The sequence below is a fragment of the Arminella tubonensis genome, assembly GCF_003240585.1.
GTDB classification, from domain to species: Bacteria; Pseudomonadota; Alphaproteobacteria; order Rhizobiales; family Rhizobiaceae; genus Rhizobium; species Rhizobium tubonense.
In genome coordinates, this window is sequence record NZ_PCDP01000003.1 from 113591 (window position 1) to 136506 (window position 22916).

The 22916-nt window shown below is 58.8% G+C and carries 21 protein-coding genes; 15 read left to right on the top strand and 6 right to left on the bottom strand.

The features are described from left to right. Positions 1–84: 84 nt before the first annotated feature. Positions 85–1410, bottom strand: a complete 1326-nt coding sequence (locus CPY51_RS04610) for an ABC transporter substrate-binding protein (RefSeq protein WP_111158869.1) — start codon at positions 1408–1410, stop codon at positions 85–87. 496 nt (positions 1411–1906) lie between these two features. Between CPY51_RS04610 and CPY51_RS04615 the strand changes: the two genes are divergently transcribed. Both CPY51_RS04615 and CPY51_RS04620 read left to right on the top strand, forming a co-directional pair. Then, the gene (locus CPY51_RS04615) at positions 1907–2161 is read left to right on the top strand and encodes an HD-GYP domain-containing protein (protein WP_420820666.1); all 255 of its coding nucleotides are present in this window, start codon (positions 1907–1909) and stop codon (positions 2159–2161) included. 202 nt (positions 2162–2363) lie between these two features. After that, positions 2364–2879, top strand: a complete 516-nt coding sequence (locus tag CPY51_RS04620) for a DUF992 domain-containing protein (protein ID WP_111158871.1) — start codon at positions 2364–2366, stop codon at positions 2877–2879. A gap of 397 nt (positions 2880–3276) precedes the next feature. On the opposite strand, the gene CPY51_RS04625 is transcribed toward CPY51_RS04620, so the two are convergent. Further along, positions 3277–3954 (bottom strand): cysteine hydrolase family protein, encoded by a 678-nt coding sequence (locus tag CPY51_RS04625; protein WP_111158872.1) that lies wholly within the window; start codon positions 3952–3954, stop codon positions 3277–3279. A gap of 617 nt (positions 3955–4571) precedes the next feature. Between CPY51_RS04625 and rpsU the strand changes: the two genes are divergently transcribed. Continuing rightward, a complete protein-coding gene (gene rpsU, locus CPY51_RS04630) occupies positions 4572–4823 on the top strand; it encodes a 30S ribosomal protein S21 (protein ID WP_111158916.1) in 252 nt (83 codons plus the stop codon). Between the two features lie 512 nt (positions 4824–5335). Here rpsU and CPY51_RS04635 read toward each other — a convergent pair. Together CPY51_RS04635 and CPY51_RS04640 are read right to left on the bottom strand one after the other, a co-directional pair. Continuing rightward, the gene (locus CPY51_RS04635) at positions 5336–5542 is read right to left on the bottom strand and encodes a cold-shock protein (RefSeq protein WP_111158873.1); all 207 of its coding nucleotides are present in this window, start codon (positions 5540–5542) and stop codon (positions 5336–5338) included. 461 nt (positions 5543–6003) lie between these two features. Continuing rightward, a complete protein-coding gene (locus CPY51_RS04640) occupies positions 6004–6729 on the bottom strand; it encodes a phytanoyl-CoA dioxygenase family protein (protein ID WP_244598443.1) in 726 nt (241 codons plus the stop codon). Between the two features lie 382 nt (positions 6730–7111). On the opposite strand from CPY51_RS04640, the gene CPY51_RS04645 reads away from it, so the two are divergent. The 9 genes from CPY51_RS04645 to CPY51_RS04685 all read left to right on the top strand — a co-directional run bounded on the left by CPY51_RS04645 (position 7112) and on the right by CPY51_RS04685 (position 16055). After that, on the top strand, positions 7112–7822 hold the full coding sequence (locus CPY51_RS04645; protein ID WP_111158918.1) for a TfuA-like protein: 711 nt from the start codon (positions 7112–7114) through the stop codon (positions 7820–7822). Positions 7823–7957: 135 nt separating this feature from the next. Continuing rightward, complete coding sequence (locus tag CPY51_RS04650) at positions 7958–8269, top strand: helix-turn-helix domain-containing protein (RefSeq protein WP_111158874.1); 312 nt, start codon at positions 7958–7960, stop codon at positions 8267–8269. Between the two features lie 117 nt (positions 8270–8386). After that, positions 8387–10342 carry an AfsR/SARP family transcriptional regulator gene (locus tag CPY51_RS04655; protein ID WP_111158875.1) on the top strand — a complete coding sequence of 652 codons (1956 nt, stop codon included), beginning with the start codon at positions 8387–8389 and terminating at the stop codon, positions 10340–10342. Between the two features lie 29 nt (positions 10343–10371). Beyond that, positions 10372–10590, top strand: coding sequence for a hypothetical protein (locus tag CPY51_RS04660; protein ID WP_111158876.1), 219 nt, complete (start codon positions 10372–10374; stop codon positions 10588–10590). A 4-nt stretch (positions 10591–10594) separates the two neighbouring features. Further along, positions 10595–11812 (top strand): YcaO-like family protein, encoded by a 1218-nt coding sequence (locus CPY51_RS04665; RefSeq protein ID WP_111158877.1) that lies wholly within the window; start codon positions 10595–10597, stop codon positions 11810–11812. A 264-nt stretch (positions 11813–12076) separates the two neighbouring features. Continuing rightward, the gene (gene tauA, locus CPY51_RS04670; RefSeq protein ID WP_111158878.1) at positions 12077–13090 is read left to right on the top strand and encodes a taurine ABC transporter substrate-binding protein; all 1014 of its coding nucleotides are present in this window, start codon (positions 12077–12079) and stop codon (positions 13088–13090) included. A 63-nt stretch (positions 13091–13153) separates the two neighbouring features. After that, positions 13154–13945 carry a taurine ABC transporter ATP-binding protein gene (locus CPY51_RS04675; protein ID WP_111158879.1) on the top strand — a complete coding sequence of 264 codons (792 nt, stop codon included), beginning with the start codon at positions 13154–13156 and terminating at the stop codon, positions 13943–13945. Continuing rightward, positions 13942–14796, top strand: a complete 855-nt coding sequence (locus tag CPY51_RS04680; RefSeq protein WP_111158880.1) for an ABC transporter permease subunit — start codon at positions 13942–13944, stop codon at positions 14794–14796. Before CPY51_RS04675 ends, CPY51_RS04680 begins: the two co-directional genes overlap by 4 nt. Before the next feature lie 44 nt (positions 14797–14840). After that, entirely contained in the window at positions 14841–16055 is a 1215-nt protein-coding gene (locus CPY51_RS04685) for an SfnB family sulfur acquisition oxidoreductase (protein WP_111158881.1), read from the top strand. Positions 16056–16126: 71 nt separating this feature from the next. On the opposite strand, the gene CPY51_RS04690 is transcribed toward CPY51_RS04685, so the two are convergent. Continuing rightward, entirely contained in the window at positions 16127–17329 is a 1203-nt protein-coding gene (locus CPY51_RS04690; RefSeq protein WP_111158920.1) for an acyl-CoA dehydrogenase family protein, read from the bottom strand. Positions 17330–17409: 80 nt separating this feature from the next. Beyond that, positions 17410–18456 carry a substrate-binding domain-containing protein gene (locus CPY51_RS04695; RefSeq protein ID WP_111158882.1) on the bottom strand — a complete coding sequence of 349 codons (1047 nt, stop codon included), beginning with the start codon at positions 18454–18456 and terminating at the stop codon, positions 17410–17412. Positions 18457–18837: 381 nt separating this feature from the next. On the opposite strand from CPY51_RS04695, the gene CPY51_RS04700 reads away from it, so the two are divergent. Genes CPY51_RS04700 through CPY51_RS04710 form a run of 3 tightly spaced genes read left to right on the top strand, consistent with a single transcriptional unit; the run spans position 18838 to position 22831 of the window. Beyond that, positions 18838–20319: a sugar ABC transporter ATP-binding protein gene (locus CPY51_RS04700; RefSeq protein WP_111158883.1), complete on the top strand. Its 1482-nt coding sequence runs from the start codon at positions 18838–18840 to the stop codon at positions 20317–20319. Further along, positions 20316–21383, top strand: coding sequence for an ABC transporter permease (locus tag CPY51_RS04705; RefSeq protein ID WP_111158884.1), 1068 nt, complete (start codon positions 20316–20318; stop codon positions 21381–21383). The genes CPY51_RS04700 and CPY51_RS04705 overlap by 4 nt, the downstream gene beginning before the upstream one ends. 50 nt (positions 21384–21433) lie before the next feature. After that, positions 21434–22831 carry an LLM class flavin-dependent oxidoreductase gene (locus CPY51_RS04710; RefSeq protein WP_111158885.1) on the top strand — a complete coding sequence of 466 codons (1398 nt, stop codon included), beginning with the start codon at positions 21434–21436 and terminating at the stop codon, positions 22829–22831. Positions 22832–22916 lie beyond the last annotated feature (85 nt).

A 22916-nucleotide genomic window follows, 5' to 3' on the forward strand; every position in this document is an offset into this window, starting at 1 on the left:
GATCGGCGGTTCCGGACTGCTGCTTCGCGATGTTCTCGGTGAATTTTATTCCTTCTGCGGACGAAATGTCAGCGGACGAAAACATCAAAGCTTGCCGTCATCCTGGAAAATCTCGGTCCAGTCCTTGACCAGCAGGTCGAGTGCTTCCTGAGGAGTGCCCTTCCCCGCAACCACGTAGTCATGCGTGCGCTTCTGCATGGCCTGCAGCAGCTGTGCATAGCTGGGCTCGGCCCAGAAATCCTTGACGATCGCCATCGATTCGAGGAAGGCGCCGGCATAGGGTTGGCTGGAGACGAAGTCGGGCGCGTTGACCACTGCCTTCAGGCAGGAATAGCCACCGAGTTTCCACCACTTGGCCTGCACGTCGGGTTGGGCGAACCATTTGATGTATTGAAGCGCGGCATCGCGTTTTTCGGAGTAGGACACCACCGAAATCCCTTGTCCGCCGAGCTGGGCGAAATGTTCCTTTTCCGCCGGATTGGGGAAGAAGCCGATCCTGTCGCCACCGACCTTCTCGTCCTTATAGAGACCGGGCCACGTGAACGCGAAGTTCATCTGCATCGCCACCTGCCCCGATTTGAAGGCGTCGGCGGATTCCGTCATATAGATGTTCGAGCTTCCCGGAGGCGTGCAGCAATCGTAGAGGGACTTGTAGAATGCAAGGCCCTTGGCCGCTTCTGGCGAATTGACGAAGCCCTTCATGTCATAGGGTTTCTTCGGATTTTCGTACTGGAAGCCCCAGTCATAGAGGACGTTGGTCACGCCCATCGTGATGCCTTCGGAACCGCGCTCGGTATAGATGGAGGCGCCATAGACCGTATGGCCGTCGACCTCGCGTTTCTGAAAGAATTCGGCGATCTCCTTGAGATCATCATAGGTCTTCGGGGGGCCGAGATCCTTGCCGAACTTGGCCTTGAATTCCTTCTGCAATTCAGGCTTTTCGAACCAGTCCTTGCGATATGTCCAGCCGACCACGTCGCCCATGGCGGGGAGCGCCCAATAGTTCGGCGAATTCTTCGGCCATTCGGAATAGCCAACGACCGTCGCCGGCACGAAGTCATCCATCTTGATGCCTTCCTTGTCGAAGAAGTCGTTCAGCTTGACATAATGTCCATTCTCCGCGGCGCCCCCGATCCACTGGCTGTCACCGATGATCAGGTCGCAGAGTTTCCCGTGCGAATTCAATTCATTGAGAAAGCGATCGGCATAACTGGTCCACGGGACGAACTCGAATTTCATGTCGATGCCAGATTTCGCCGTGAAGTCCTTCGAAAGCTCGACGAGTGCATTGGCCGGATCCCAGGCCGCCCAGCACAGAGTCAACTGGTCCGCCTTGGCAAGTGTCGGCGCGGAAATCGAGACCATCAATCCCGAGGCCAGACCCAGCAATGTCTTCAAAATCTTCTGCATGTAATCCTCCCAGATACAGAAGCCGGCGCAACGCCGCCCTCGGAATTTCCCAATTCCCATTTGCCCAACACGTCCTCATTCCCATCGTGTTGAGCAATATGTTTAGTGTTGACCAAGTTACTAAACATTTCAAGAGAGATTCGATGCTGCACCGCCGTTGTGGAATAATTGAGCTGTAGGGAGCCACGCAGAAACACACGCCGAGTTTTAAATGTCACAATGATATTGCCAGTACAAACAGATTTCTTCAGTACATATTTTCGGAAAAAATGACGTTCCAGGTATTTTTGAGGACAGTTCTCGCAGAAATACTATTTTCTGCTTATATATATCCCCGTATATTAATGTAATACCGCACTTACGACGATTTCCGCTAGAATCGCGATTGAGATGATACTGTTATTACGATAAGCTTTTCACAGGCATTTGTAGCGGTTGAGAATACTGGCTGCGGGAGCTTCAGAGACATCAAGCGCAAGAACCGAAGCCGTTCCACATCTGCCGCTACCATCACGAACGATACGACGGCTCCGGCTATCCCCTCGGCCTGGCAGGCGATACGATACCGTTTGAAGCAAGGCTTGCTGAGATCTGCGATGTCTACGAGGCAATGACGACCGTGCGTCCTTACAAGAACGGTTGGACGCAAGCAGAAGCCGTAGACATGATGCTGCGCTCAGGGGGACACTTCGATCCGGGCTTGCTCAGCAAGTTCATTTCAAAGATGGTTCTCTCAGGCGTGTTGGCCTGAATTCGCACACGCCGGCCGCAAGTTATCGCCAACAAGGCCTTTGACGGAGGGCACTGGCGTTACCCAATGGGCCGACCACCGACCCCTGCGCTGCATGCTCCGCAACCGTCGATTTAGTAACAAGGGAACAACTTCCAGGGGTCCGTCGTTTTAAGACCTGACGGCATGTTTGAGCCGGATTATGACCAGGCAAGGAACTCCCATGAAAACCTTCGTTGCAATCGCCGCGATTTCGTCGATCGCCTTCGCGTCGGCCGTCAGCGCCGCCCCCGTCCATCACAAAACCAAGCATCCTGCGCCAGTCGCCACCGGCGAAAAGGAACGCCTGGGAACATTGTCCTGCGAGGTCAACGGCGGCGTCGGGCTGCTGCTGGGGTCGAGCAAAGGCGTGAACTGCCAGCTCGTCAAAAGGACCGGCGCGGTTGAGAAATATACGGGTAGCATCGGAAAACTCGGCATCGATATCGGTGTAACCAACAAATCCTATCTGCGATGGGTTGTGTACACGCTGGCCGCCAGCAAATCCGGCGACCATGCGCTTGCTGGAACCTATGTCGGCGTTTCGGCTTCCGGCACCGTGGGTGTCGGGCTCGGTGCAAATGCGCTGGTCGGAGGAACCTCCAAGAACTTTGGATTGCAGCCCCTCAGCGCCGAAGCAAATACGGGCCTGAACGTTGCTGCCGGCGTGAGCCGCCTTCAACTGAATGCTGCCAAGTAGACAGCCTCTCATTGCTCCGATGAGCTGAAATTGATGGAGCCGGTAGCTTGCCGGCTCTATGCATGCGCTGGCGACGACTGCGATGTGATACCGACATCGCTCGGAAGAGGGATAGAGGAGACGGCATCCCTTTGCGAATCGACTACTCGCTCCTTGCTCGTGAGAGCAAATGAACGAAGCACCTGCAGGTAGTTTCGAAATACATATCCCTCATTCATACGGTGCCATGGGCTGCAAGCAATGCGATTTTGGTGACGATTTGTTGATTTTGCGCATAAAATATTAATTTTGGTGACAATTATCACGGATCGGGCGCCCAATGGACACCCGCAGCTGTGCGCCTCCACCTCGCTTAAGGCTCGGCTGCCGAGAGGCCCAGCCGTTTCCCGGTCCCCGTTTAGAACTTAATCATCTCGATTTTCGTCAGCGTGACCTTGGCGGAAACACCCGGAGCGTGGGTCAGATGCCAGGCAACGTATTGCTCGGCATAGAGCTCTGTCGAAGACATCCCGTCGACCGGAACGATGATATTCATTCCCTTCCTCAGCGCGGCATCGGTCGCTGTGTCAAGAACGGCACCTTCCGATCCGGTGCCCGTGACAATGACGGTCTTTATTCCCTTGTCGTCCAGAAGTTTATCGAGATTTGTGCCGACGAATTTGTTTGGGCCGGACTTTACGACCGGATCGTTCGCCAGTGGCGCGATATCGGTCGCGATGTCTTGCGGCGTGCCTGCGCCGCCAAGACTATATACGACGAACACACCTTTGGCCCGGGCGTCTGCGAGCAGCTTTTGAACCTTGGGCACGGAGGCTAGGCAGCGAGGTTTGGTCTTGGCGTTGCACGGCCCCTTGGTTGGATCCTGCGCGCCGTTGAAATCAAGAAGCAGGAGGGCGGTGCTTGGAGCGTCGACCGCTACGGGCTTTAGCTCTGGCGGAGCCGGAGGGGTTACCTTGCTCCAGTCTTCGATGATTGTCTGAGCCGAGACCGATGATGTGCCTGTGGCGCACAAGGCTGCCAAACACGCGGCGACTGTTATGGTCGCCGTCCGCATGCCCTTGCCAATGGCTTTCATAAACTTAATCCTCCTTCGGGCCCGACTGCTCTGATACGTCAAACCAGTGATAATGATAACGAAACTCTTCGTGATAGTCGGACGGCGGGTTCGCTCGTGTCTCAAAATTTGATCCATGATAAGACCGCGTCTGTGTGCAGAACCGTTCAATGCCCGCGACGTGCATAAAATGTGCATCGAGCGCTTTCTGGCCAAACGAATGAACGCTACCGCCGTCGAGCCCGACTCGGGCCACGTCTCAATGCAGTCGCATCCACGCCAGGTCGCACCCGATCCTCGAGGCGACCGGCAGCAATGTGGCGCGTAGAGCCCTATTTGAGCCTCGGCTGACACGGTCAAAGACCCTCGATTTGAGTGCGGGTCGCAAATTTTTGAAGCAACCGCGGACAAAATCGAGATTTTTGCGTTTTTCTATGGGAAAATCGTACCGATGTGATAGGACGCGTGCCAGCAAGACAATTGCGCTCGGATATGCAGCGTTAATATTGGCCGGGAAGCTCCCCATAGTTGGTGCGCGCCCTGGCTTAAAGTCGTCTAGCTGCCGAGACAACTAACACCGATTTGAATGCTAGGTGGTCGCCGCGCGACCGCGGATCACGACAAAAAAGGATACATCTTTGCAAGTTCTAGTGCGAGACAACAACATCGACCAGGCGCTTCGCGTCCTCAAGAAGCGCATGCAGCGCGAGGGTCTGTTCCGGGAAATCAAGGCCCGCATGGCCTACGAGAAGCCGTCGGAAAAGCGTGCACGCGAAAAGGCCGAGGGCATTGCCCGCCATCGCAAGCTCGCTCGCAAGCAGCTTCAGCGTGAAGGCCTGCTTCCGGGCCCTAAGAAGAAGGTTCTTCCGGCGCGCGAATCCCGCGCATAGGCTGATCAGCCTCGGACAGAATGACTAGCGCGGTACATGTGAGGATCGTTGCGGCCTGCAACGGTCCTATACGTGCGTCTTGAGTTTGCTGGTCGATAATCTATCACGAAGACATTGACGACGGCGTCGGGCGATGGTGTGACCCTTGGGCGCAAGGGTGGCCGAAGCTGCGGTAGCTTGGTGCTGTCCGGAGCGGGAAGACGGCGTCGCAGCTGAGCTTTGCCTGGCCAGCACTGGCTCGTGGATGTGCGGACTACGGCGCGCGGTTTTCAACCACCGCAAGCGTGCTGACGACGGAGGTGGCGGCTTTGTTGAAGGCGTCATCAATCAGCGCGGACGTTATTCGTCTGCAACCGCCCTCATCTGATTTCCAACGGGGAAAGACAGCCGTTGCGTGATACGGCTGACATTCGCCAATTAGAATATGAGCGCAAGTCGGAAAACCGCCGGCAAACTGCCCGACGCCAAACGACGGCGACCTCTCTTCTCACCGGAAAGGCCGCCGTTGAGTTTTATGCCTGAAGGTTGTCGGCCGACATCTTGCCGGACTTGCGGTCCTTCACCAATTCGTAGGTGATCTTCTGGCCGTCGTTCAAGCCGCGCATGCCAGCGCGTTCTACCGCCGAGACGTGGACGAAAACGTCCGTGCTGCCGTCGTCAGGCTGAATGAAGCCGAAGCCCTTCGTCGAGTTGAACCATTTCACTGTACCAGTCGCCATGTCGGCTTCTCCAAATTTTTCGATCGCCAGACCCTTCTGGCGAACTGACGTTGTATCCGTTGTAGGTAAGGCGCGTAAATAGCGGTCTTTCTGCTGGCGGCAAGTCCGTCCTTTTTAAGGGCAGTTTGTACCGTTTCGGATCAGCCGTTGTGGATATTAACTTTCTGTAGCTTGTATTTCCGATCACCCAAGACGGCGTCTCATGCGACTGCCAATAAGGCATGCCGTCTGATGCGTGCCCTCGTGCGGACGGCAAAAGGGGCCTGGCGGATGTCCTAGGATGAGCGCCAGGCTCCAACCGGCGCCGACATAAGCCAGCCATGACATAGGCTTTCCCGATGTCTCGTCGAAGCTCATGACGGCATATCCATCATGATGATGGCGCGGGGCTCGCTGACCCCCTGTTCGCAAGAGCATGGCGAGCCCCATGCATCGCTCATTCCGACGATCGTCGACGTCGCTCACTGCGGATCGGCACCCATCACCAGACCTTCGATGTCGTGCTTCTGCGTGACCGGTATCAACACCTCGGAAATACTGCACACCAGATGCTCCTTGACGGCCGCTGGAAGCGCATCGAAATAGTCCTGAGTGATCATCATATCGTGCAGTTCGGCATGTCCGGCGCCGGGCGAAACGACGCCCAACACCATAACCGGACGGGCGATCGGCGAGCCGTGCTCCGTGCCGCGATGGATCGTCAGGGCCGAGCGGCAGGATATGTCCCCGAGCTGCGGGAACTTGCGCGTGGCGAGCGACTGGAATTGGGGCCATATCTCCTTTGGAGGAAACATCTCCTGCTTCCATTTGCGACCGTTCTCCCACTGCGTTCCCGGCGCGATCTCGAACGGCCCGATGTTTTCCGTGACGTCCACACCGCTGAGATTGAAGGCAAGCGAGGTTATCCGCCGCTCGACATAGGTATCCGTGGGAGACGGAAAGTCGCGATGCCAGGGTTGGTATTTCGCGCCCTGAAACGGAACATCGAAACCGATCTCGACGATCTGGTAGTCCTTGCCCAGCACGCCTTCACACATGGCCACGACCCATGGGTGGGTCACAAGCTCAACGAAGCCGGAAAAATCCTGCGGATGGATCTCGACGTACCAGCGACGAGGCCCTCGGCCAACGGCGCCGCCCGGACGCTGGATCGCAGACCAGAATGCCGCCATCATGTCTTCACGCATGCGCTCAGCAAGCCCGAGAAAACGCCTTTTTGAGCCCAACGATCCCGTCACTTTTCAAAGTGTGGAGGTTTTCACTCAAGTCATAGTTGTAGTCCTGGATAGCTTCGAGCGGCGAACCATCTTCTCCTCTTCTTCTACGACGAGGCGTACCCGGCACAGTTCTGCTGCGCTCCTCACTCCTCGGCTTAAAGCCTCTGCAATTTAGAATGGAAAGTCAACTTCCGCGGCGACGGAAGGCAACCCACCTTGCGAAGGTGAACCAGAAATGGCCGCCGGGGAAAGTTGATCACGTACCAACCTTTGCACTCCGAGATAAAAACCCGGTAGAAAAGGCAGGCAGTTGTTCGAGCACGTAGACCTTGCAGAGGACATTGAATTCGCGATGAAGGTGATTTTCGGCGGGCCGACGCTCCATGGTACCGACCTACCAGCGGAGGTAGTGTTCTACCTGCGCGCGCCGGCGCGGCAGGGGGACGTTTATCAGGCGGTGCAGGAAGGCGCGAATGTGATCGGGCTGATAGATGGTGTCTACGAGCAGGTCCCCGCCGTCTGGCACAAGGAAATATTGTTCGCGCTTTCGAAAGGTGTCCACGTCTACGGCGCGGCGAGCATGGGCGCGCTGAGAGCAGCCGAGTGCGCGCCCTTCGGTATGGTCGGCCTTGGCAAGATCTATGAGGATCTCATCAGCGGTGTGGTAGAAGACGACGCCGAAATCGCGCAATCACACGCACCCGCCGGGCTCGGCTTTCTACCGCTCAGCGAACCATTGGCAAATGTCAGGGCAACGCTTGACTTGAACCTGGAAACAAACCGCATCACGCAAGCAGAATATCGACAGGTGCTGGGCGCTGCCCACTCAATATTTTTCAAAGACCGAACTTACAAAAGCATTCTATCGGCTGCCGGAGACATGGAACCCGGCCGAGCCGCGGAACTCCTTACGCTTTTGAAGGCAAACAGCGTCAATCAGAAATTGGCGGATGCCCAGCAACTCATCGCTGCCGTGGTCGAGGCGCCGGATAAGCGAGCCGACCCCCCGTCCGGCTGGATCTTCGAGGCGACGACGATGTGGACGACGCATTTCCGCGACTGAGACCGCCCTCTCCCCACCGGCTAGAACTCGACTTGGCACCGGGATATTACACCAACCCCGCGGTGGATCGCTTTCGGTTGCATATTTCATTTACATAATTAAGAGTATCGCATCGCTTCGAGTTGGGAGAGGATCATGACGATTTGCGCGCCCAGCCCTATCGACGTACATATCGGGTCGCGAGTGCGAATGCGGCGATTGCTGGCGGATCTGACGCCAGAGTGGTTTGCCGAACAAATTGGCACTTCAGTCAGCCAGCTTCATAAGTATGAAATCGGCGAAGAGCCGATCGGCCCTAGTAAACTGCTTGCCGCCTCAAAGGTTCTTTCTGTGTCCCCGAGCTACTTTTTCGAACAGGACAAGGCGCAAGCGCTAACGATGACCGGCATAATGTCGCCTATGATCAAAGCTTTGTTTGCAACAAAAGACCGCGAAACGCGGCGTTAGCTTTTCCTTCACGTCGCCTGTCGACGGCAGGTGTGGGCGAAAGCTCTACACGCCGGTACGTTGAATTATTCGATTCATATTCTGCATAGAATGACTGTGAGACGGGGCGGAGAGTAGATGACTTTCAGGCTGGCAACATTCGGTGAGCTGCGGCTCGTTGACACTAGGGGGGAACCGGTCGGCTTTCCCGTCAAGGGTCTGCTTCTGATCTGCTACCTGCTGGCGACCAATCGCGAGGACGTCTCCCGAGGCAACGCCGCGCGCATGCTGTGGGAAAGCGAGGATCACAGCATTTCGCTCGTCAATCTGCGCAAGACGATATCAAGAGTGTTGATCCGACAGGCCGAGATTGGGGTCGAATTCCTGAAATTCACACCAACCGCCATTAGCCTCGATCGGAGCGCACTCGATAGCGATCTGGCCGAGCTCGCCCGCATCGAGCCCGATAGTCCGATAAAGCGGATCGACAGCTTGGTGCGGCTGCTGCGGCACGTGTTCCTCGAGAGCCTTGAATTTCAGACTGCGGCTTTCAGCGAATGGATAGAACAGGAAAGGGCCCGGCATACCGGCCTGCTGCTACGGTCGGTGGAGGAGTCCCTATCCCCTGCTGCAACGGTTGACGACAGGGCCTTGATCAAGGAGGCCGTACTGTGCCTGCTGCGAATAAATCCCGACGGCGAAAACATCCACCAGCTATTGGTGGATGCCTATGAGGCCGATGGTGAAGTTGATGCGCTCCGCAAGATATTCGAGCGCAGGAAGAGCGCGATCTGGGGCACTCTTTCTCTGACCCCGGATGCTCATGCACTTGAAGTCGCCCGGCGGGTTTACGAGAAGCGATATCCCGAGGCTCGGCCGAGCGTGGCGACAAATCGGTTGGCAATTCCCCCAGACACTGCGGTCGACCCGCTGGCAAAGCAGCTGATTCCACGTGTCGCACTGTTGCCGCCTGCCGATATCGGGCGGATTTCAAGCCCGTCGGCGATGGCGGAACTTTTGATACAGGACATCACGATCGGCCTTTCGGCGGCGCGCACGCTACGCGTGGTGGCGCCCTTCACCTCCGCGCAGATCAGCCGGCATGCGGATAAGATGGCGCTTATCAAGCAGCATTCGATCTCGTATTTCCTGGATACCCGATTGAGCGGCGGCGATGAGACCTCGCTGTTCGCCCAGCTTATCCATATCGCAAATGACGAGGTTGTCTGGGCCGAGCGCTTCAGCCTGAAGAGCAGCGAGCTTCCCATTCAGCGCCGCGAAATCGCCCGTCGAGTGGCGGCGGGCGTCGTAAATGAAGTTCAACGCAACGAACTGGCGCGGGAATACTTCGAGCAGAACCCCGCCGCATATCATCACTATCTCCTCGGCCAGCACTATCTGCAGAACCTGACGCTTCCAGACATTCGACGGGCCCGTAGGGAATTTCGCGCAGCCCTGCAGGAGAGCCAGTATTTCGCCCCGGCTCTCAGCGGTCTGGCGCGAACTCATTCCAGGGAATGGCTGTTGACGGCCCGTGGGGACATCGAGCATCTGAGGCTTTCGGAGACCCACGCCAATCACGCCATTGCAGCGGGGCAGGACTTGGCCGCCGGCTACCGCGAGCTCGGAGTTACCAAGCTCTTTCTTGGCGATTTCGATGAAAGCGCCGCCGCCCTCCAACTCGCCGAGACCTTGAGCCCGCACTATGCCGACGTCATCGCCGACCACGCCGACACGCTTGTTCATGCTTCGCTGCCGGCGCAAGGATTGGAAAAGATCGAGCAGGCAATCGACCTTAATCCTCTCTGCCCGGACCTCTATCACTGGACCGCAGCGGGCGCGAACTACTATCTCGGGCGCTACGAGCAGGCTCTGGCCTCGGTCGCCAGGATGCAGAATGGCGAGCCTGCCGGCAGACTGTCGGCCGCTAGCTGGGCGATGCTGGGCAATCAAAAAAAGGCTCGTTCATTCGTCCGGAAAGTTCGTGAGAGCTATCCGGAATTCGACGTCGACGAATGGTTGTCCATCGTTCCGATCAAGGAGCAGTGGCAGAAGGATCACTACCGTGAAGGCTTGCTGAAGGCAGGATTTTAAACCGCAATCTGAAACGAAAGGGCATTGTAATGGCAAAGGTAGTCGTAATTGGCATTCCCGGCGAAACCGAACTCTGGCTTGCCGACCTCGGCGCCGGGACGGTTACAAAGCTACCACCCGCAAAAGGCGGCGCGCTCGCTGAGGCACACAAGCTGCGCCATGCCGGGGCAACCATCACCAAGGGCGTCGATCTCGCAATTGTTGTGAGCTCGAAGGAGGCCGTTGCTTCCGGTCAGTTCGTCGGTTGAATCGATGGAAATGCAATCTGACGACGCAGCAGGTGCGTCGTCAGCCTATTCGGATCGCGCGTGCTCGCCAGAGGAGACTCTGCTGCGGATAGAACCGTTGCTGCAGAATTTCGGGATCACAAGACTGTCTCGGTTGACGACGCTGGATAGCCTCGGCATCCCGGTATGGAATGCCGTTGCGCCCAATGCGAAGTCGATCGTGATCAACCAGGGCAAAGGTATCACCGACATCGACGCCAAGGTGTCCGCTGCCATGGAGGCACTTGAGCGGGCGGTTGCCGGGCGTCCAGAAGTACCCACCAACAGGGCAAGCTGGCGGGAATTGGCGCATGCCGGCCGAACGGTTGAGACGTTGAATTGTCTCGTCGCTCACGGGCAGGACGATATCCGCCCCGACGATCAGCTGGAATGGGTGGCAGGGCTTAATCTCATCACCGGCCGCGAGACACTTGTTCCCTTCGATGCAGTGGTTCTGGATGCGACCGCTTCTCAGGCGCGTTTCTGGCAGTCGTCGGACGGGCTGGCATCCGGCAATACCATCGACGAAGCCAATCTTCACGCCGTGCTCGAGCGGATCGAGCGTGACGCCTATATACTTTGGCAGGTGATGTCGGACGCCGGCCGCATCGCCTGCGGCATCGACCCGTTGTCGCTTGATGAGGATGTGGTGGCACAGCTTACGGAACGTGTGGCGCGCGCCGGTCTGGTCCTCCGGTTGTTCGACATCACCAGCGACATCGGCATACCTTGCTATTCGGCGCTGCTGGCGCCGGCCAATATCATGGAAATCAGGCAGCCGCGCTATCTCGACGTGACGCACGGCAGCGGAACGCATCCCGATCCCGTTCAGGCAGTCATTCGTGCCATAACCGAGGCGGCGCAGGCGAGGTTGACCTTTATCAGCGGGGCTCGGGATGACATTCATCCCGACACCTTTCAACGCCCCTTATCGGGGGAAACAAGACACCTGCTTTCATCCGCGCCCACTAAGGCTTTCACCGGGTTAGAACCCAGCGCTCGCGGCGCACCGGCATTGCTGGCCCACACCCTTGATCACCTTAGAAATGCCGGCATCGCCTCTGTGCTGTCTGTTGCGTTGACGGACAAGACGACACCATTCTCCGTCGTCAAAATTCTAGCGCCGGAGCTTGAAAATCCGGAGGGCCATCGCAAGCGGCGGTTTGGGGCGCGGGCAATTTCCCGGACGTTGGACTTATTGTAGATCGCGCAAAGGTCTTCCCGATCGATAGGGCCAGGTTCGCCAAAGCCTTTGCAAACACAATTCTCGTGAGAACCTGACGTCGGCCGGTTTCGTCTTATCCGCACAAACACAAAAGTACGGAATTCCGCCAGTAGTCGATAAAATAGATGGTTTTAACTGTCAAAAGAGTTTTGCGCTCCTTAGGTTGCCGTCATTGACGCTTTACAGAGCGGACGATGAACAAGGCTCGAGAGCCAGTCTCGGCATCAACGATAGGGACGGATCATGAAACTCCAAAAGACACTGCTCGCGGGCCTGTTCGGCGCGCTATCATTCGCTGCCGCTTTCACAGCCGATGCTGCTGATAAGAAGGTCGTCGTCGGGTACCAGACCGACGCCCTGCCCTCCTCGGTCGCGATCGGCAACGGCGATTTCGCAAAGGCCACCGGCTACGACATCGACTTCCGCAAGTTCAATTCCGGCGCCGATATCTTCGCGGCAATCGCTTCGGGCGACGTGCAGATCGGATATGTCGGCTCCAGCCCCTTCGCTGCGGCGACGTCGCGCGGGCTTGACGTGAAGGCCTTCTATCTCTCCTCGATTTCGGGGATCGACGAAGCCTTGGTGGTCCGCAATGGGTCCGGCATCGAGACGCTTGCCGACCTCAAGGGCAAGAAGCTGGCCGCGGCACCCGTCTCCACGGACCACTACCAGCTCCTGGCGCTGATCAAGAGCCTGGGCCTGACAGAAAAGGATGTTCAGGTTTTCGCCATTCCGCAGCCGCAGATCGTTGCCGGTTTCAACCGCGGCGACATCGATGGCGGGTTCGTCTGGGACCCGGCACTGACCGAACTTAAGAAGAACGGCAAGGTACTGATCACCTCCAAGGAAGTTGCCGACAAGGGTGCTCCGACATTCTCTGCCTGGGTCTCTGCCGCAAGCTTTGCTTCGAAGGATCCGGAGTTCCTGAAGAAGTTTGCTGGCGTCATCAACAAATACTACGCCTCGTTCGACAGCGACAAGGCAGCCTGGGGTCCGGATAGCGACAACGCCAAGCTGCTTGCCAAGACGCTCGGCGGCACGCCGGAGCAGCAGTCCGCCGCCCTTAAGAACCTCACGCTCCTGACGCCTGAGGTGCAGGCCTCCGACGCCTGGCTCGGCGGCGGCGAGAAATCGGGCGCTGCGAAGATCCTCAAGGACACGGCAACCTTCCTAAAGGAGCAGGGCAAGGTTTCCGAAGTTCTCCCAAGCTATGCCGCCTTCGTCACCCCGGACGCGGTCGTCGCGCCGAGCAACTGACGATAAAACAGTCCCGCGTTCGCATACAATTGCGGCGCGGGACGATTTATGGATTGACCACACATGTTGAAAGTCGAACGTGCAAGTGTCTATTTCGCCGCGCGCGACGGACGAACGGTGCATGCCTTGGATAGAGTGTCGCTCGACATTCCCGACCAAAGTTTTGTCGTTGCCCTCGGCGCATCCGGCTGTGGCAAATCTACCCTTCTGAACGCGATCGCTGGCTTCCTTCCGCTTTCGGAAGGCTCGATTACCCTCGACGGTCGGCCGATCGTTGCTCCGGGTGCCGACCGCGGCGTCGTCTTCCAGAAGGATACGCTGCTCCCTTGGAAATCGGTGCTGGACAACGTGGCGCTTGGATTGAAGTTTGCTGGCGTCGGCCGGTCCGAGCGGCGCGACCGTTCGCAGGCGCTGCTTCAGCTTGTGGGCCTTGCAGATTTCTCCAATGCGATGCCTTTCGAGCTGTCCGGCGGCATGCGGCAGCGGGTCGGCATCGCCCGTGCGCTTGCGACCGATCCCGATATTCTTTTGATGGACGAGCCGTTCGGAGCGCTCGACAGCCTCACCCGCGAGCAGATGCAGGAACTGCTGGTTTCCGTCTGGGACAGGACCGGCAAGCGCATCTTCTTCATCACCCATTCAATCGAGGAAGCCCTGTTTCTCGGCACGCAGGTGATTGTCATGTCGCCTCGACCCGGCAGGATCGTTGCCCGCTTCGACCTCGATTTCGTCAAGAGATTTGCAAAGAACCGCGATGCCCGCGAAATCAAGGCGTCACCCGAGTTCGCCAACTTGCGCGAGGAAATCCGCGCCATCGTTCACAGCTCAGAGGACTTCAGGAGTGCGGCCGAATGACCGATCTTGCAAGAGGCGACGTAGACGTTCGCATATCGCAACCTGTCGCCAAGCGCCTCGTGAAGATGCGCGGTTTCGGCATCGGCGAGAAATCGACGTCATCGATCAGCATCATCACCGGCATCGTGCTTTTGGTGGCATGGTGGGCAGTGGCGAGATCCGGCTTCGTCGCCCACCTCTTTCTGCCGACGCCCGAGGAAGTGCTGACCCAGGCAATCGCTTTCTATCATGACGGCTATGCAGGCGCCTCGCTGTGGGAACATGTCTCTGCCAGTCTGTTCCGGATTCTATCAGCGGCGCTGATTGCCTGTTCGCTCGGGATTCCGGTCGGCCTTGCCATGGGGCTCAACCGCTGGGCCAAGGGTGTGCTCGATACGCCCATTGAGTTCTACTGGCCGCTGCCGCCGCTTGCCTACCTTCCCTTGATGATCATCTGGCTCGGTATCGGCGAAACTTCGAAGATTACGCTTCTGGTCCTCGCCATGTTCGCGCCGATCTGCCTTTCGGCGCAGTCCGGTGTGCGGGCATTGCCGATCGAGCGTGTCAACGCTGCGTTGTCGCTTGGCGCAAGCCGCTGGAACCTGTTCTTCGACATTGTGCTTCCATCTGCCCTGCCTGAGATCCTCACCGGAATCCGCATCGCGCTTGGAGTCGGTTGGGGAACGCTGGTGGCCGCCGAATTGATCGCTGCCACGCGCGGCATCGGTTTCATGATCATGTCGGCATCGCAGTTTTTGGCGACCGATGTCGTTTTCGTCGGCATTGGCATCATTGCGCTTTGTGCCTTCGCTTTCACGCTGGTGATGCGATCGCTCGAGACCTGGCTGGTGCCGTGGAAGGGCAAGAGCTGACGCCGTCGTAGTCTCATAGGTCCAAAAGATCGGGAAAGTTTTTCATGGAAAATATAGTTAGGCTCAAACAAGAGAAACGCGAGGTGCACGTCATTCAAAGTGACGACGAGGCCCTCGATATAGCAAAGCGCCTTTCGGCAGATTTCGCAAAGACGGCAAGCGCGCGCGATCTGGATCGGACCCTGCCTTTCGACGAGCTCGACGCGCTGTCGCAATCCGGCCTTCTGGCAATTACCGTGCCGTCCGAATATGGCGGGCTCGACGTCTCCAACGCGGTGCTGGCCGAGATCACGGCGATCCTTGCCGAAGGCGATGCGTCGATCGGCCAGATTCCGCAGAACCATTTTTATATCCTGGAGGCCCTGCGCACCGACGGCAGCGAAGAACAGAAGCGATACTTCTTCGAACGGGTGCTAGCGGGCGACAGGTTCGGCAATGCGCTTTCCGAGAAGGGAACGAAGACCGTCGGCCAATACAACACCCGCATTTCGCGTGAGGGGCTCGGCTATCGGATCAACGGCCGCAAGTTCTATTCCACCGGTGTGCTCTTTGCGGACTGGGTGACGGTCTTTGCCGTCGACGCAGAGGACCGTCTGACCATGTCCTTCGTCGCAAAGGGTGCCGAAGGCATCGAGATCGTCGACGACTGGGACGGCTTCGGGCAGCGCACGACCGGCAGCGGCACGACCATTCTCAACAATGTCTACGTCAATGCCGATGCGGTCGTCCACCATCACAAGGGCTTCGAACGGCCATCAACGATCGGCTCGGTCGGCCAGATCATTCATGCGGGCGTCGATCTCGGAATTGCCCGCGCCGCCTTTGGCGAGACCCTGATCTTCGTCAAGACACAAGCCCGTCCATGGATGGACAGCGGCGTCGAGCGCGCATCGGATGACCCATTGACGATCACCAAGATCGGGCAGATCGCCATCCGTCTCGAGGCAGCCTCGGCGATGGTCGAACGCGCCGGACGGAAAGTGGACCTCGCCCAGATCGATCCGACGGAGGCCAAGGTCGTCGACGCGACGCTTGCCGTCGCCGCGGCCAAGGTATTGACGACGGAGATTGCTCTTGAGGCCTCAAGCACGCTGTTCGAACTTGCCGGCACGTCCTCAACGCGGATCGGGCTCAATCTTGACCGTCACTGGCGCAACGCACGCACGCACACGCTGCACGACCCCGTTCGCTGGAAGTATCATGTGGTCGGCAACTATCATCTGAACGATGTCCGGCCGCCAAAAAACGGCGCGCTCTGACTTTCGTTGCCAAAAGAAGACCCCCGTTCCTCGACAAGGAACGGGGGTTTTGATTTCTCCTACCTGGCTTGTCAGCTGTAGAGGCTGACCTCGGGGATCTTGCCGTTGAGCACGAACTCCCCGACTTCCTTTGCCTTGTAGAAGACCGGGTCGTGCAGCGTGTGGGTTCTGACATTCCGCCAGAAGCGATCGAATCCATACTTTGATGCCGTTGAACGCGCGCCGGTCAGTTCGAAGACGCGAGAGGTAATGTCGAGCGAAACATGCGTGGCATTGACTTTCGCGGCGTAGGCCTCGGCAGCCGCTTCCCCGCGCTCGCGGGCCGTAACATTGTGACCGCGGGAAAGAGCCGCCTGCACCGTTGCAGCCGCGCTGTCGGCAAGTGCGGCGGATGCCTTCAGCGACGCGGTGAATTCGCCGACGCGCTCGAGGATATAGGGATCGTCGGATGCCCGTTCGACACCGGAGGTTATCCAGGGACGCGTTGTGGTGCGAACATAGTCGACGGCCGCGGCAAGGGCACCTTCAGCAGCGCCGAGATAGAAATTGACGAAGACGAGCTGGATCAACGGCGTGTTGAATGTCGCAAGCACCGGCGGCGCTTCATCCGGAGCCGCGAAAAAATCCTCCTCATAGACGGGGAAGTCACGAAACTCGACGCTGCCGCTGTCGGACAGCCGCTGGCCGATATTGTCCCAGTCGTTGTTGGCAACGTAGCCGGGCCGATCGGTGGGCACGGCGAAGCTGGCAATTTTGCCATCCAGCAATGCATTGGCATTGATGTAATCGGATACGCGCGCGGCTGTTGAGAAGGACTTGCGGCCGTTCAATACAAAGCCATTGCCACGCGGGGTGAGCTCCAAGCCTGGATCACGCGGGTTGACGGCGGCGCCCCAATAGAGATTTCGCGATACGGTGTCCACACCCAGCGCATGGGCCCGCGCCTGGTCCTTCAGCGCCCAGTAGATGTACTGGCTATTGACGAAGTGATAGCCGAGAAGCTGGCCGAGAGAGCTTTCACCACGCGCGATGATCCGCACCAGACGCAGGGCGTCGACCCAGTCCAGCCCGCCGCCACCGATCTCGGGTGAATGCAGCGCGTTCAGCAATCCGGTATTTTTCAGCCGCACGATCTCTGGTAGGGGCGGCAGCCCGTCCCGATCCAGTTCGGCGGCGCGCTCCGTGAAGGATGCCGAAATCTCGTGCGCCCTTAGAAACAGGTCATCCCGCCCGACGCCATGGCTGGCGGCAAAAATGACATTCGAGATGCTCATATCAAACTCCAGTGTATTTCTCGCATTGTATCGAGTGGCAGGCGGAGCGACGGCGTCGACCATCGCCTCCGCCTTACGCGTCAGAACAGCTTCTGCGGGATCCAGCTTGCGGTTGCCGCGTCGCTGGTGTTGAAGGCCGGAACCTTGGCCGCAAGATCCTCGATCGTTTTCACGCCGGCGGCCCGCAGGCTCTCCTGGGTGAGAAGCGTCGGCTTCACCGTAATCTGGTGCGGCACCGTCTGGCCCGCGACCTCGAGCGCTGCAGCGCGGATGGAGACCGCGCCGACCACGGCCGGGTTGGTGGCGACTGTTGCGACCCAGGGGCTGCCATCCTCGGTGATTTCCTGGATGTCGGCCGTCGAGACATCGGCGGAATAGATCTTGATCTTGTCCGCGATGCCGAGATCGCCGGCGGCCAACTTCACGCCGCGCGCGAATTCGTCGTAGGGCGCAAAGACGACCTTGATGTCAGGATTGGCGGTCAGCGCCGCCTTCGCCTGGTCGGCGGTCGTGGCCGCGGTGGTGTCGCTGACGTTACCGAAGCGCGCCTTCTCGACGACACCCGAATTGTCAGCCTTGAACTTGTCCCAGATTTCGTTTCTGCGATCCAACGGCGCAAAGCCGGCTACATACACATAGCCGGCACTGAAGCTCTTGCCATTTTCCTTGACGACCTGATCGAGCGCGAGCTGCGCCAGTTCGTGGTCGCTCTGTTCGACCTGCGGTATCTTGGGATTGTTGAGGTTGACGTCGAAGGCCACCACTTTGACGCCCTTGTCCAGCGCCTGCTGGACAACGTCGGTCAGGGATTCCGGCAGGCCATGGTCGATAACGATGCCACTGACGCCGAGATTGACGGCCTGGAGGATCTGTTCACGCTGCTCCGAGGCATCCTGTCGGCCCGGAAAGACGCGAAGATCAATGCCAAGCGCCTTTGCCTGGGCCTCTGCGCCGGCCTGGTAGGCCTGGAAGAAGTCGCCGGCCGAGATGTAGCTGATCAATGCGAGCTTGACGCCGCCCTTGTCGAAGGGTGCAGGAGCTCCAGCAATACCGTCAGCCAAGGCGACCTGCGAGAAAAGAAAGGGAATGAAGGCTGCTGACGCTGCAAGCCGGGCGAGATGTTTCATGATCATGTTCCTTCTTAAAGTCTATCGAGCGCGTCGTCCGACAGACCGAATAATCGCCTTCGCGACGCCTTCTCCATTAGATATAATATCCATCAAATTAGTAGATTGTTTGGTTCGTTTTTTGCCGTCCGCCGGGATTCTTTATTCTGTGGATAGGCAACGGGCAGCAAAGCTTTGCCCGAACACGGTCAGATCCGGCCAAATCCGCGCCCATTGTCACCTTGGCTCTGGCGCAGAAATTCTGCAATCGCGCCGTCTGCCGCAACGATATTGTCCCCACGTCCCTGACTTCGCAAAGCCGTTCTCCCTCCCCAGCTATCGTGCCGCAATCATATCTGACAAAATATATAGACATTAATGTTTAAACGGGCGCCTACCAATATGCCATTGCTCCATGTCGACAATCTCAGCCGCAGCTTCGAGCAGACCCGTGCGCTCGATGCCGCATCGCTGACGGTCGAGCGCGGCGAGATCGTGGCGTTGATGGGTGCAAATGGTGCCGGCAAATCGACATTGGTGAAGATCCTCTCCGGCGTGCTTTCCGCCGACGGCGGTACTGTCACTCTGAAAGGCAATCCGTTTGCCCCAGGTAGCCCGGCCGAGGCGGCGGCGGCGGGTGTCGTCACCGTGCACCAATCCACTGATCTGGTTGGCGCGCCGGGTTTGACGGTTGCCGATGCGCTGTTGCTCAATCGCTTCGCCGATCGCGGTCAACCGTTCTTCGTTTCCCGCAGGGGAATTCGCCGTCAAGCCCAGGCGATACTGGATGCGGTCGGTTTCGAATTGCCGCTTGATCGTGACTTCGGTGATATCCCGGCCGCTGACAGGCAGCTGGTCGCTATCGCCCGCGCGCTTGCCAACAAGGCAGACCTGCTCATTCTTGACGAACCAACCGCGAGCCTATCCGCCGACGAGAGCCGTCGGCTGTTCGAAGTCCTGTTGCGGCTGCGCCGGAATGGGCTCGCCATCCTCTATATTTCCCATCGCACCGCCGATCTGGAAGCCATTGCCGACCGGGCACTGGTCATGCGCGGCGGCGCGGTTGTCGGTGCCTTTGCACGTCCCATCGATTTTTCCCAGGCGATCGAAACGATGATCGGCCGCAAGCTGCAATCGGCGCGGCCTGGCGCAAGGCAGGCCCAGGGAGCGCCGATCTTCGAGATGCGTGGCGCGCGCCTGCTGCCGAGCAGCGAACTTTTCGACCTCTCGGTGCATGAAGGCGAGGTGGTCGCTATCACCGGTGTGCTTGGAGCCGGCAAGAGCCGCCTGCTCTCGGCCATTTTCGGCACTATTCCGCTGCTCGCGGGGACAATGGTTCTCGACGGCAGACCGCATCGCCCGAAAAGTGCAGCCGATGCCATTGCTGCCGGAGTAGCCATGGCCGCCGAAGATCGGCACCGCTCGTCCCTGATGCCGCCTTCCTGGCCCGGAAACTCGCTGGCGGCGACGATCAGCCTTCCTCACCTCGCCAAGTGGTATCGCCACGGCTTTCTGTTCGGTGATCGCGAAAGGCGCGAGGCCGAAAGGGCGATCGAACGACTGCACATCAAGGCGCCTGGACCGCTCGCATCGATCTGGACGCTATCGGGCGGCAACCAGCAGAAGGTTGTACTCGCCCGCTGGGAAGCCGAACCGAGCCGGCTTCTGCTGCTCGACGAACCGTTCCAGGGCGTCGACGTCGGCGCCAGGCACGACATCATCCAGGCAATCCGTCGCCGCACCGACCGCGCCGCGCTGATTGCCACATCCGACCCTGAAGAGGCAATCGAAGTCGCCGACCGCATCATTGTCATCGACCGGCACGGCATTGCGGATGCTGCAAGTGGCGCCGTCGCATCTGTATTCGAGGAATTGACAGCATGACCACCGCAGACACCGAAGACTTCCCGGTAGCGAAAAAGCAGCCCGGCATTTTGATCGTCGACGATCGCGCGGCGCGCTGGCTGGGCGGTGCTACGGCAATCCTGCGGTCGGGCGCGGTCTTCGTTCTTCTTGCAGTCCTCGCCGTTATCTTCGCGCTCGCCCAGCCGGCCTTCATCAACCTCAACAACCTGATGAGCATCCTGCAGGCGGTGTCGGTGGTGGCCATCCTCGGCGCCGGGGTGACGGTAACGCTGGCGGTCGGTGGCTTCGATCTGTCGATCGGCGCAGTCGCAGCTTCGAGCGTCATGGCCGCGAGTTACAGCATGATCGTCTGGAAGCTCGACGTCTATGAGACCGTGCCGCTGGTCCTCGCTTTTGGCGCGGTCGTCGGCCTCCTCAACGCATTCCTGATCGTCCGCCTCAGGGTGCCGGATCTTCTGGCGACCCTGTCGATGATGTTCCTGCTCTCGGGGCTGCAGTTGATCCCGACCGCCGGCCGGTCGATTTCGGCAGGCCTGAGCCTGCCGGATGGATCGAAGGCTACGGGCGCCTACGATCCGCATTTCCTGCTGATCGGCCGCTACAGTCTCTTCGGCACCGTTCCGGTCTCCGTGGTGCTGATGCTGCTCGTCGCCGTGGCGCTGTTCGTTCTCACCGAGAAGACCCGCATCGGTCGCCTGCTTTTTGCGACCGGAGGCAACGAGGTTGCGACACGGCTGGCCGGCGCCTCGACCGTGAGGCTGAAGACGCTCGCCTATGTCATCTCGGGCACGCTTGCCTCTCTCGGCGGGATCATCATTGCCGCACGCGTCGGCCGCGGCGATGTGTCTTCGGGCGGCTCGTTGCTGATGGACGCAGTCGCAGCCTCGCTTATCGGCTACGCGGTTCTTGGCCTCCGTCGCCCGAACGTGCTCGGCACGATCGTTGGCGCTGTCTTCGTCGGCGTGCTGCTCAACGGCCTGACGATGCTGAATGCGCCTTACTACACACAGGATTTCGTCAAGGGCGCCGTACTCGTCGGAGCACTTGCCCTCACCTACGGCCTTGGCCGCAGTAACGCCTGACAAAGGCTTGTCCCTGCACCACCGGACAACACAATTAAAAGGAAGAAAAAATGAGCCGTGAGATCAGGCTGAATGCATTCGACATGAATTGCGTTGGACACCAGTCGCCCGGACTATGGACGCATCCGCGCGACCAGTCGTGGAAATACAAGGATCTCGACTATTGGGTTCATCTGGCAAAGACGCTCGAGCGCGGCAAGTTCGATGGCCTGTTCATCGCTGACGTGCTCGGCGTCTATGACGTGCTGAACGGCAATGTCGACGCCGCACTGCGCCACTCGGCGCAGGTTCCGGTCAACGATCCGCTGCAGCTCATTCCGACGATGTCATATGTGACCGAGCATCTGGGGTTCGGGCTGACCGCCTCCCTGTCCTTCGAACACCCCTACACCTTTGCCCGCCGCATCTCGACGCTCGATCACCTGACCAAGGGACGCGTGGGCTGGAACATCGTCACCTCCTACCTCAACAGCGGCGCTCTCAATATCGGCCAGTCGGCGCAGTCCAAGCATGACGATCGTTATGATCTTGCCGAGGAATATCTCGAAGTCTGCTACAAGCTCTGGGAGGGAAGCTGGGAAGACGGCGCCGTCGTTCGCGACCGCGAGACGGGCATCTTCACGCATCCCGAAAAAGTTCACCCGATCGGTCATTCCGGCAAGCATTTCAGCGTCCCCGGCATTCATCTCAGCGAACCGTCGCCGCAAAGAACACCGGTGCTTTATCAGGCAGGCGCCTCAAGCCGCGGCAAGGACTTTGCCGGAGCCCATGCGGAATGTATTTTCGTGGCAGCCCCTTCGAAGCCGGTTCTCAGGCGCTATGTGGCCAACGTCCGCGAGGCTGCAGAGCGCGTCGGCCGCAATCCGCGCGAAATCCTCGCCTTCAACCTGCAGACCGTTATCCTCGGAGAAACGGACGCAGAGGCGAAGAAGAAGTTCGACGAATATCGCAAATATGTTTCCTATGAAGGCGCCCTGACGCTGATCTCCGGCTGGACCGGCATCGACTTTGGCCAGTTCGCCCCCGACGAGCCACTCCGTCACCGCTACACCAACGCGGTGCAATCGGCCGTCGAAACCTTCACGACCATCGACCCCGACAAGGTCTGGACCGTGCGTGAAATGGCGGATTGGGTCGGTATCGGCGGCTTCGGCCCTGTTTTCGTCGGTTCGCCGCAGACGGTCGCCGATCTTCTCCAGGAATGGGTGGAGGATACCGACGTCGACGGCTTCAACCTCGCCTATGCCGTGACGCCTGACAGCTTCGAGGACGCCGTCGACCTTTTGGTGCCCGAGTTGCAGAAGCGGGGCGTCTACAAAACCGATTATCGGCAGGGAACGTTACGTGAAAAGCTATTCGGCCAAGGACCGCGCCTTGCCGCGCCGCATCCAGGCGCCGGCTATCGCGATCTCAACGGCGAATGGGAAAAGCTGCGGGTGATCGGTTGAGAAGCGAGAATCCGAAGCACAAAAAAGCGGGCTACCAAAAGCCTGTAACCTTTCCATTTGTCAATTCTTGTTGTGATCGCTTCGC

Excerpts from the sequence above, each read along its gene's own strand:
- CPY51_RS04700 (WP_111158883.1), top strand. The coding sequence starts at position 18,838 with ATGCCATTGCTCCATGTCGACAATCTCAGCCGCAGCTTCGAGCAGACC.
- CPY51_RS04690 (WP_111158920.1), bottom strand. The coding sequence starts at position 17,329 with ATGAGCATCTCGAATGTCATTTTTGCCGCCAGCCATGGCGTCGGGCGG.
- CPY51_RS04680 (WP_111158880.1), top strand. The coding sequence starts at position 13,942 with ATGACCGATCTTGCAAGAGGCGACGTAGACGTTCGCATATCGCAACCT.
- CPY51_RS04645 (WP_111158918.1), top strand. The coding sequence starts at position 7,112 with ATGAAGGTGATTTTCGGCGGGCCGACGCTCCATGGTACCGACCTACCA.
- CPY51_RS04650 (WP_111158874.1), top strand. The coding sequence starts at position 7,958 with ATGACGATTTGCGCGCCCAGCCCTATCGACGTACATATCGGGTCGCGA.
- CPY51_RS04655 (WP_111158875.1), top strand. The coding sequence starts at position 8,387 with ATGACTTTCAGGCTGGCAACATTCGGTGAGCTGCGGCTCGTTGACACT.
- CPY51_RS04640 (WP_244598443.1), bottom strand. The coding sequence starts at position 6,729 with ATGCGTGAAGACATGATGGCGGCATTCTGGTCTGCGATCCAGCGTCCG.
- CPY51_RS04610 (WP_111158869.1), bottom strand. The coding sequence starts at position 1,410 with ATGCAGAAGATTTTGAAGACATTGCTGGGTCTGGCCTCGGGATTGATG.
- CPY51_RS04660 (WP_111158876.1), top strand. The coding sequence starts at position 10,372 with ATGGCAAAGGTAGTCGTAATTGGCATTCCCGGCGAAACCGAACTCTGG.
- CPY51_RS04685 (WP_111158881.1), top strand. The coding sequence starts at position 14,841 with ATGGAAAATATAGTTAGGCTCAAACAAGAGAAACGCGAGGTGCACGTC.
- CPY51_RS04635 (WP_111158873.1), bottom strand. The coding sequence starts at position 5,542 with ATGGCGACTGGTACAGTGAAATGGTTCAACTCGACGAAGGGCTTCGGC.
- CPY51_RS04625 (WP_111158872.1), bottom strand. The coding sequence starts at position 3,954 with ATGAAAGCCATTGGCAAGGGCATGCGGACGGCGACCATAACAGTCGCC.
- CPY51_RS04705 (WP_111158884.1), top strand. The coding sequence starts at position 20,316 with ATGACCACCGCAGACACCGAAGACTTCCCGGTAGCGAAAAAGCAGCCC.
- tauA (WP_111158878.1), top strand. The coding sequence starts at position 12,077 with ATGAAACTCCAAAAGACACTGCTCGCGGGCCTGTTCGGCGCGCTATCA.
- CPY51_RS04620 (WP_111158871.1), top strand. The coding sequence starts at position 2,364 with ATGAAAACCTTCGTTGCAATCGCCGCGATTTCGTCGATCGCCTTCGCG.
- CPY51_RS04665 (WP_111158877.1), top strand. The coding sequence starts at position 10,595 with ATGGAAATGCAATCTGACGACGCAGCAGGTGCGTCGTCAGCCTATTCG.
- CPY51_RS04675 (WP_111158879.1), top strand. The coding sequence starts at position 13,154 with ATGTTGAAAGTCGAACGTGCAAGTGTCTATTTCGCCGCGCGCGACGGA.
- CPY51_RS04695 (WP_111158882.1), bottom strand. The coding sequence starts at position 18,456 with ATGAAACATCTCGCCCGGCTTGCAGCGTCAGCAGCCTTCATTCCCTTT.
- CPY51_RS04710 (WP_111158885.1), top strand. The coding sequence starts at position 21,434 with ATGAGCCGTGAGATCAGGCTGAATGCATTCGACATGAATTGCGTTGGA.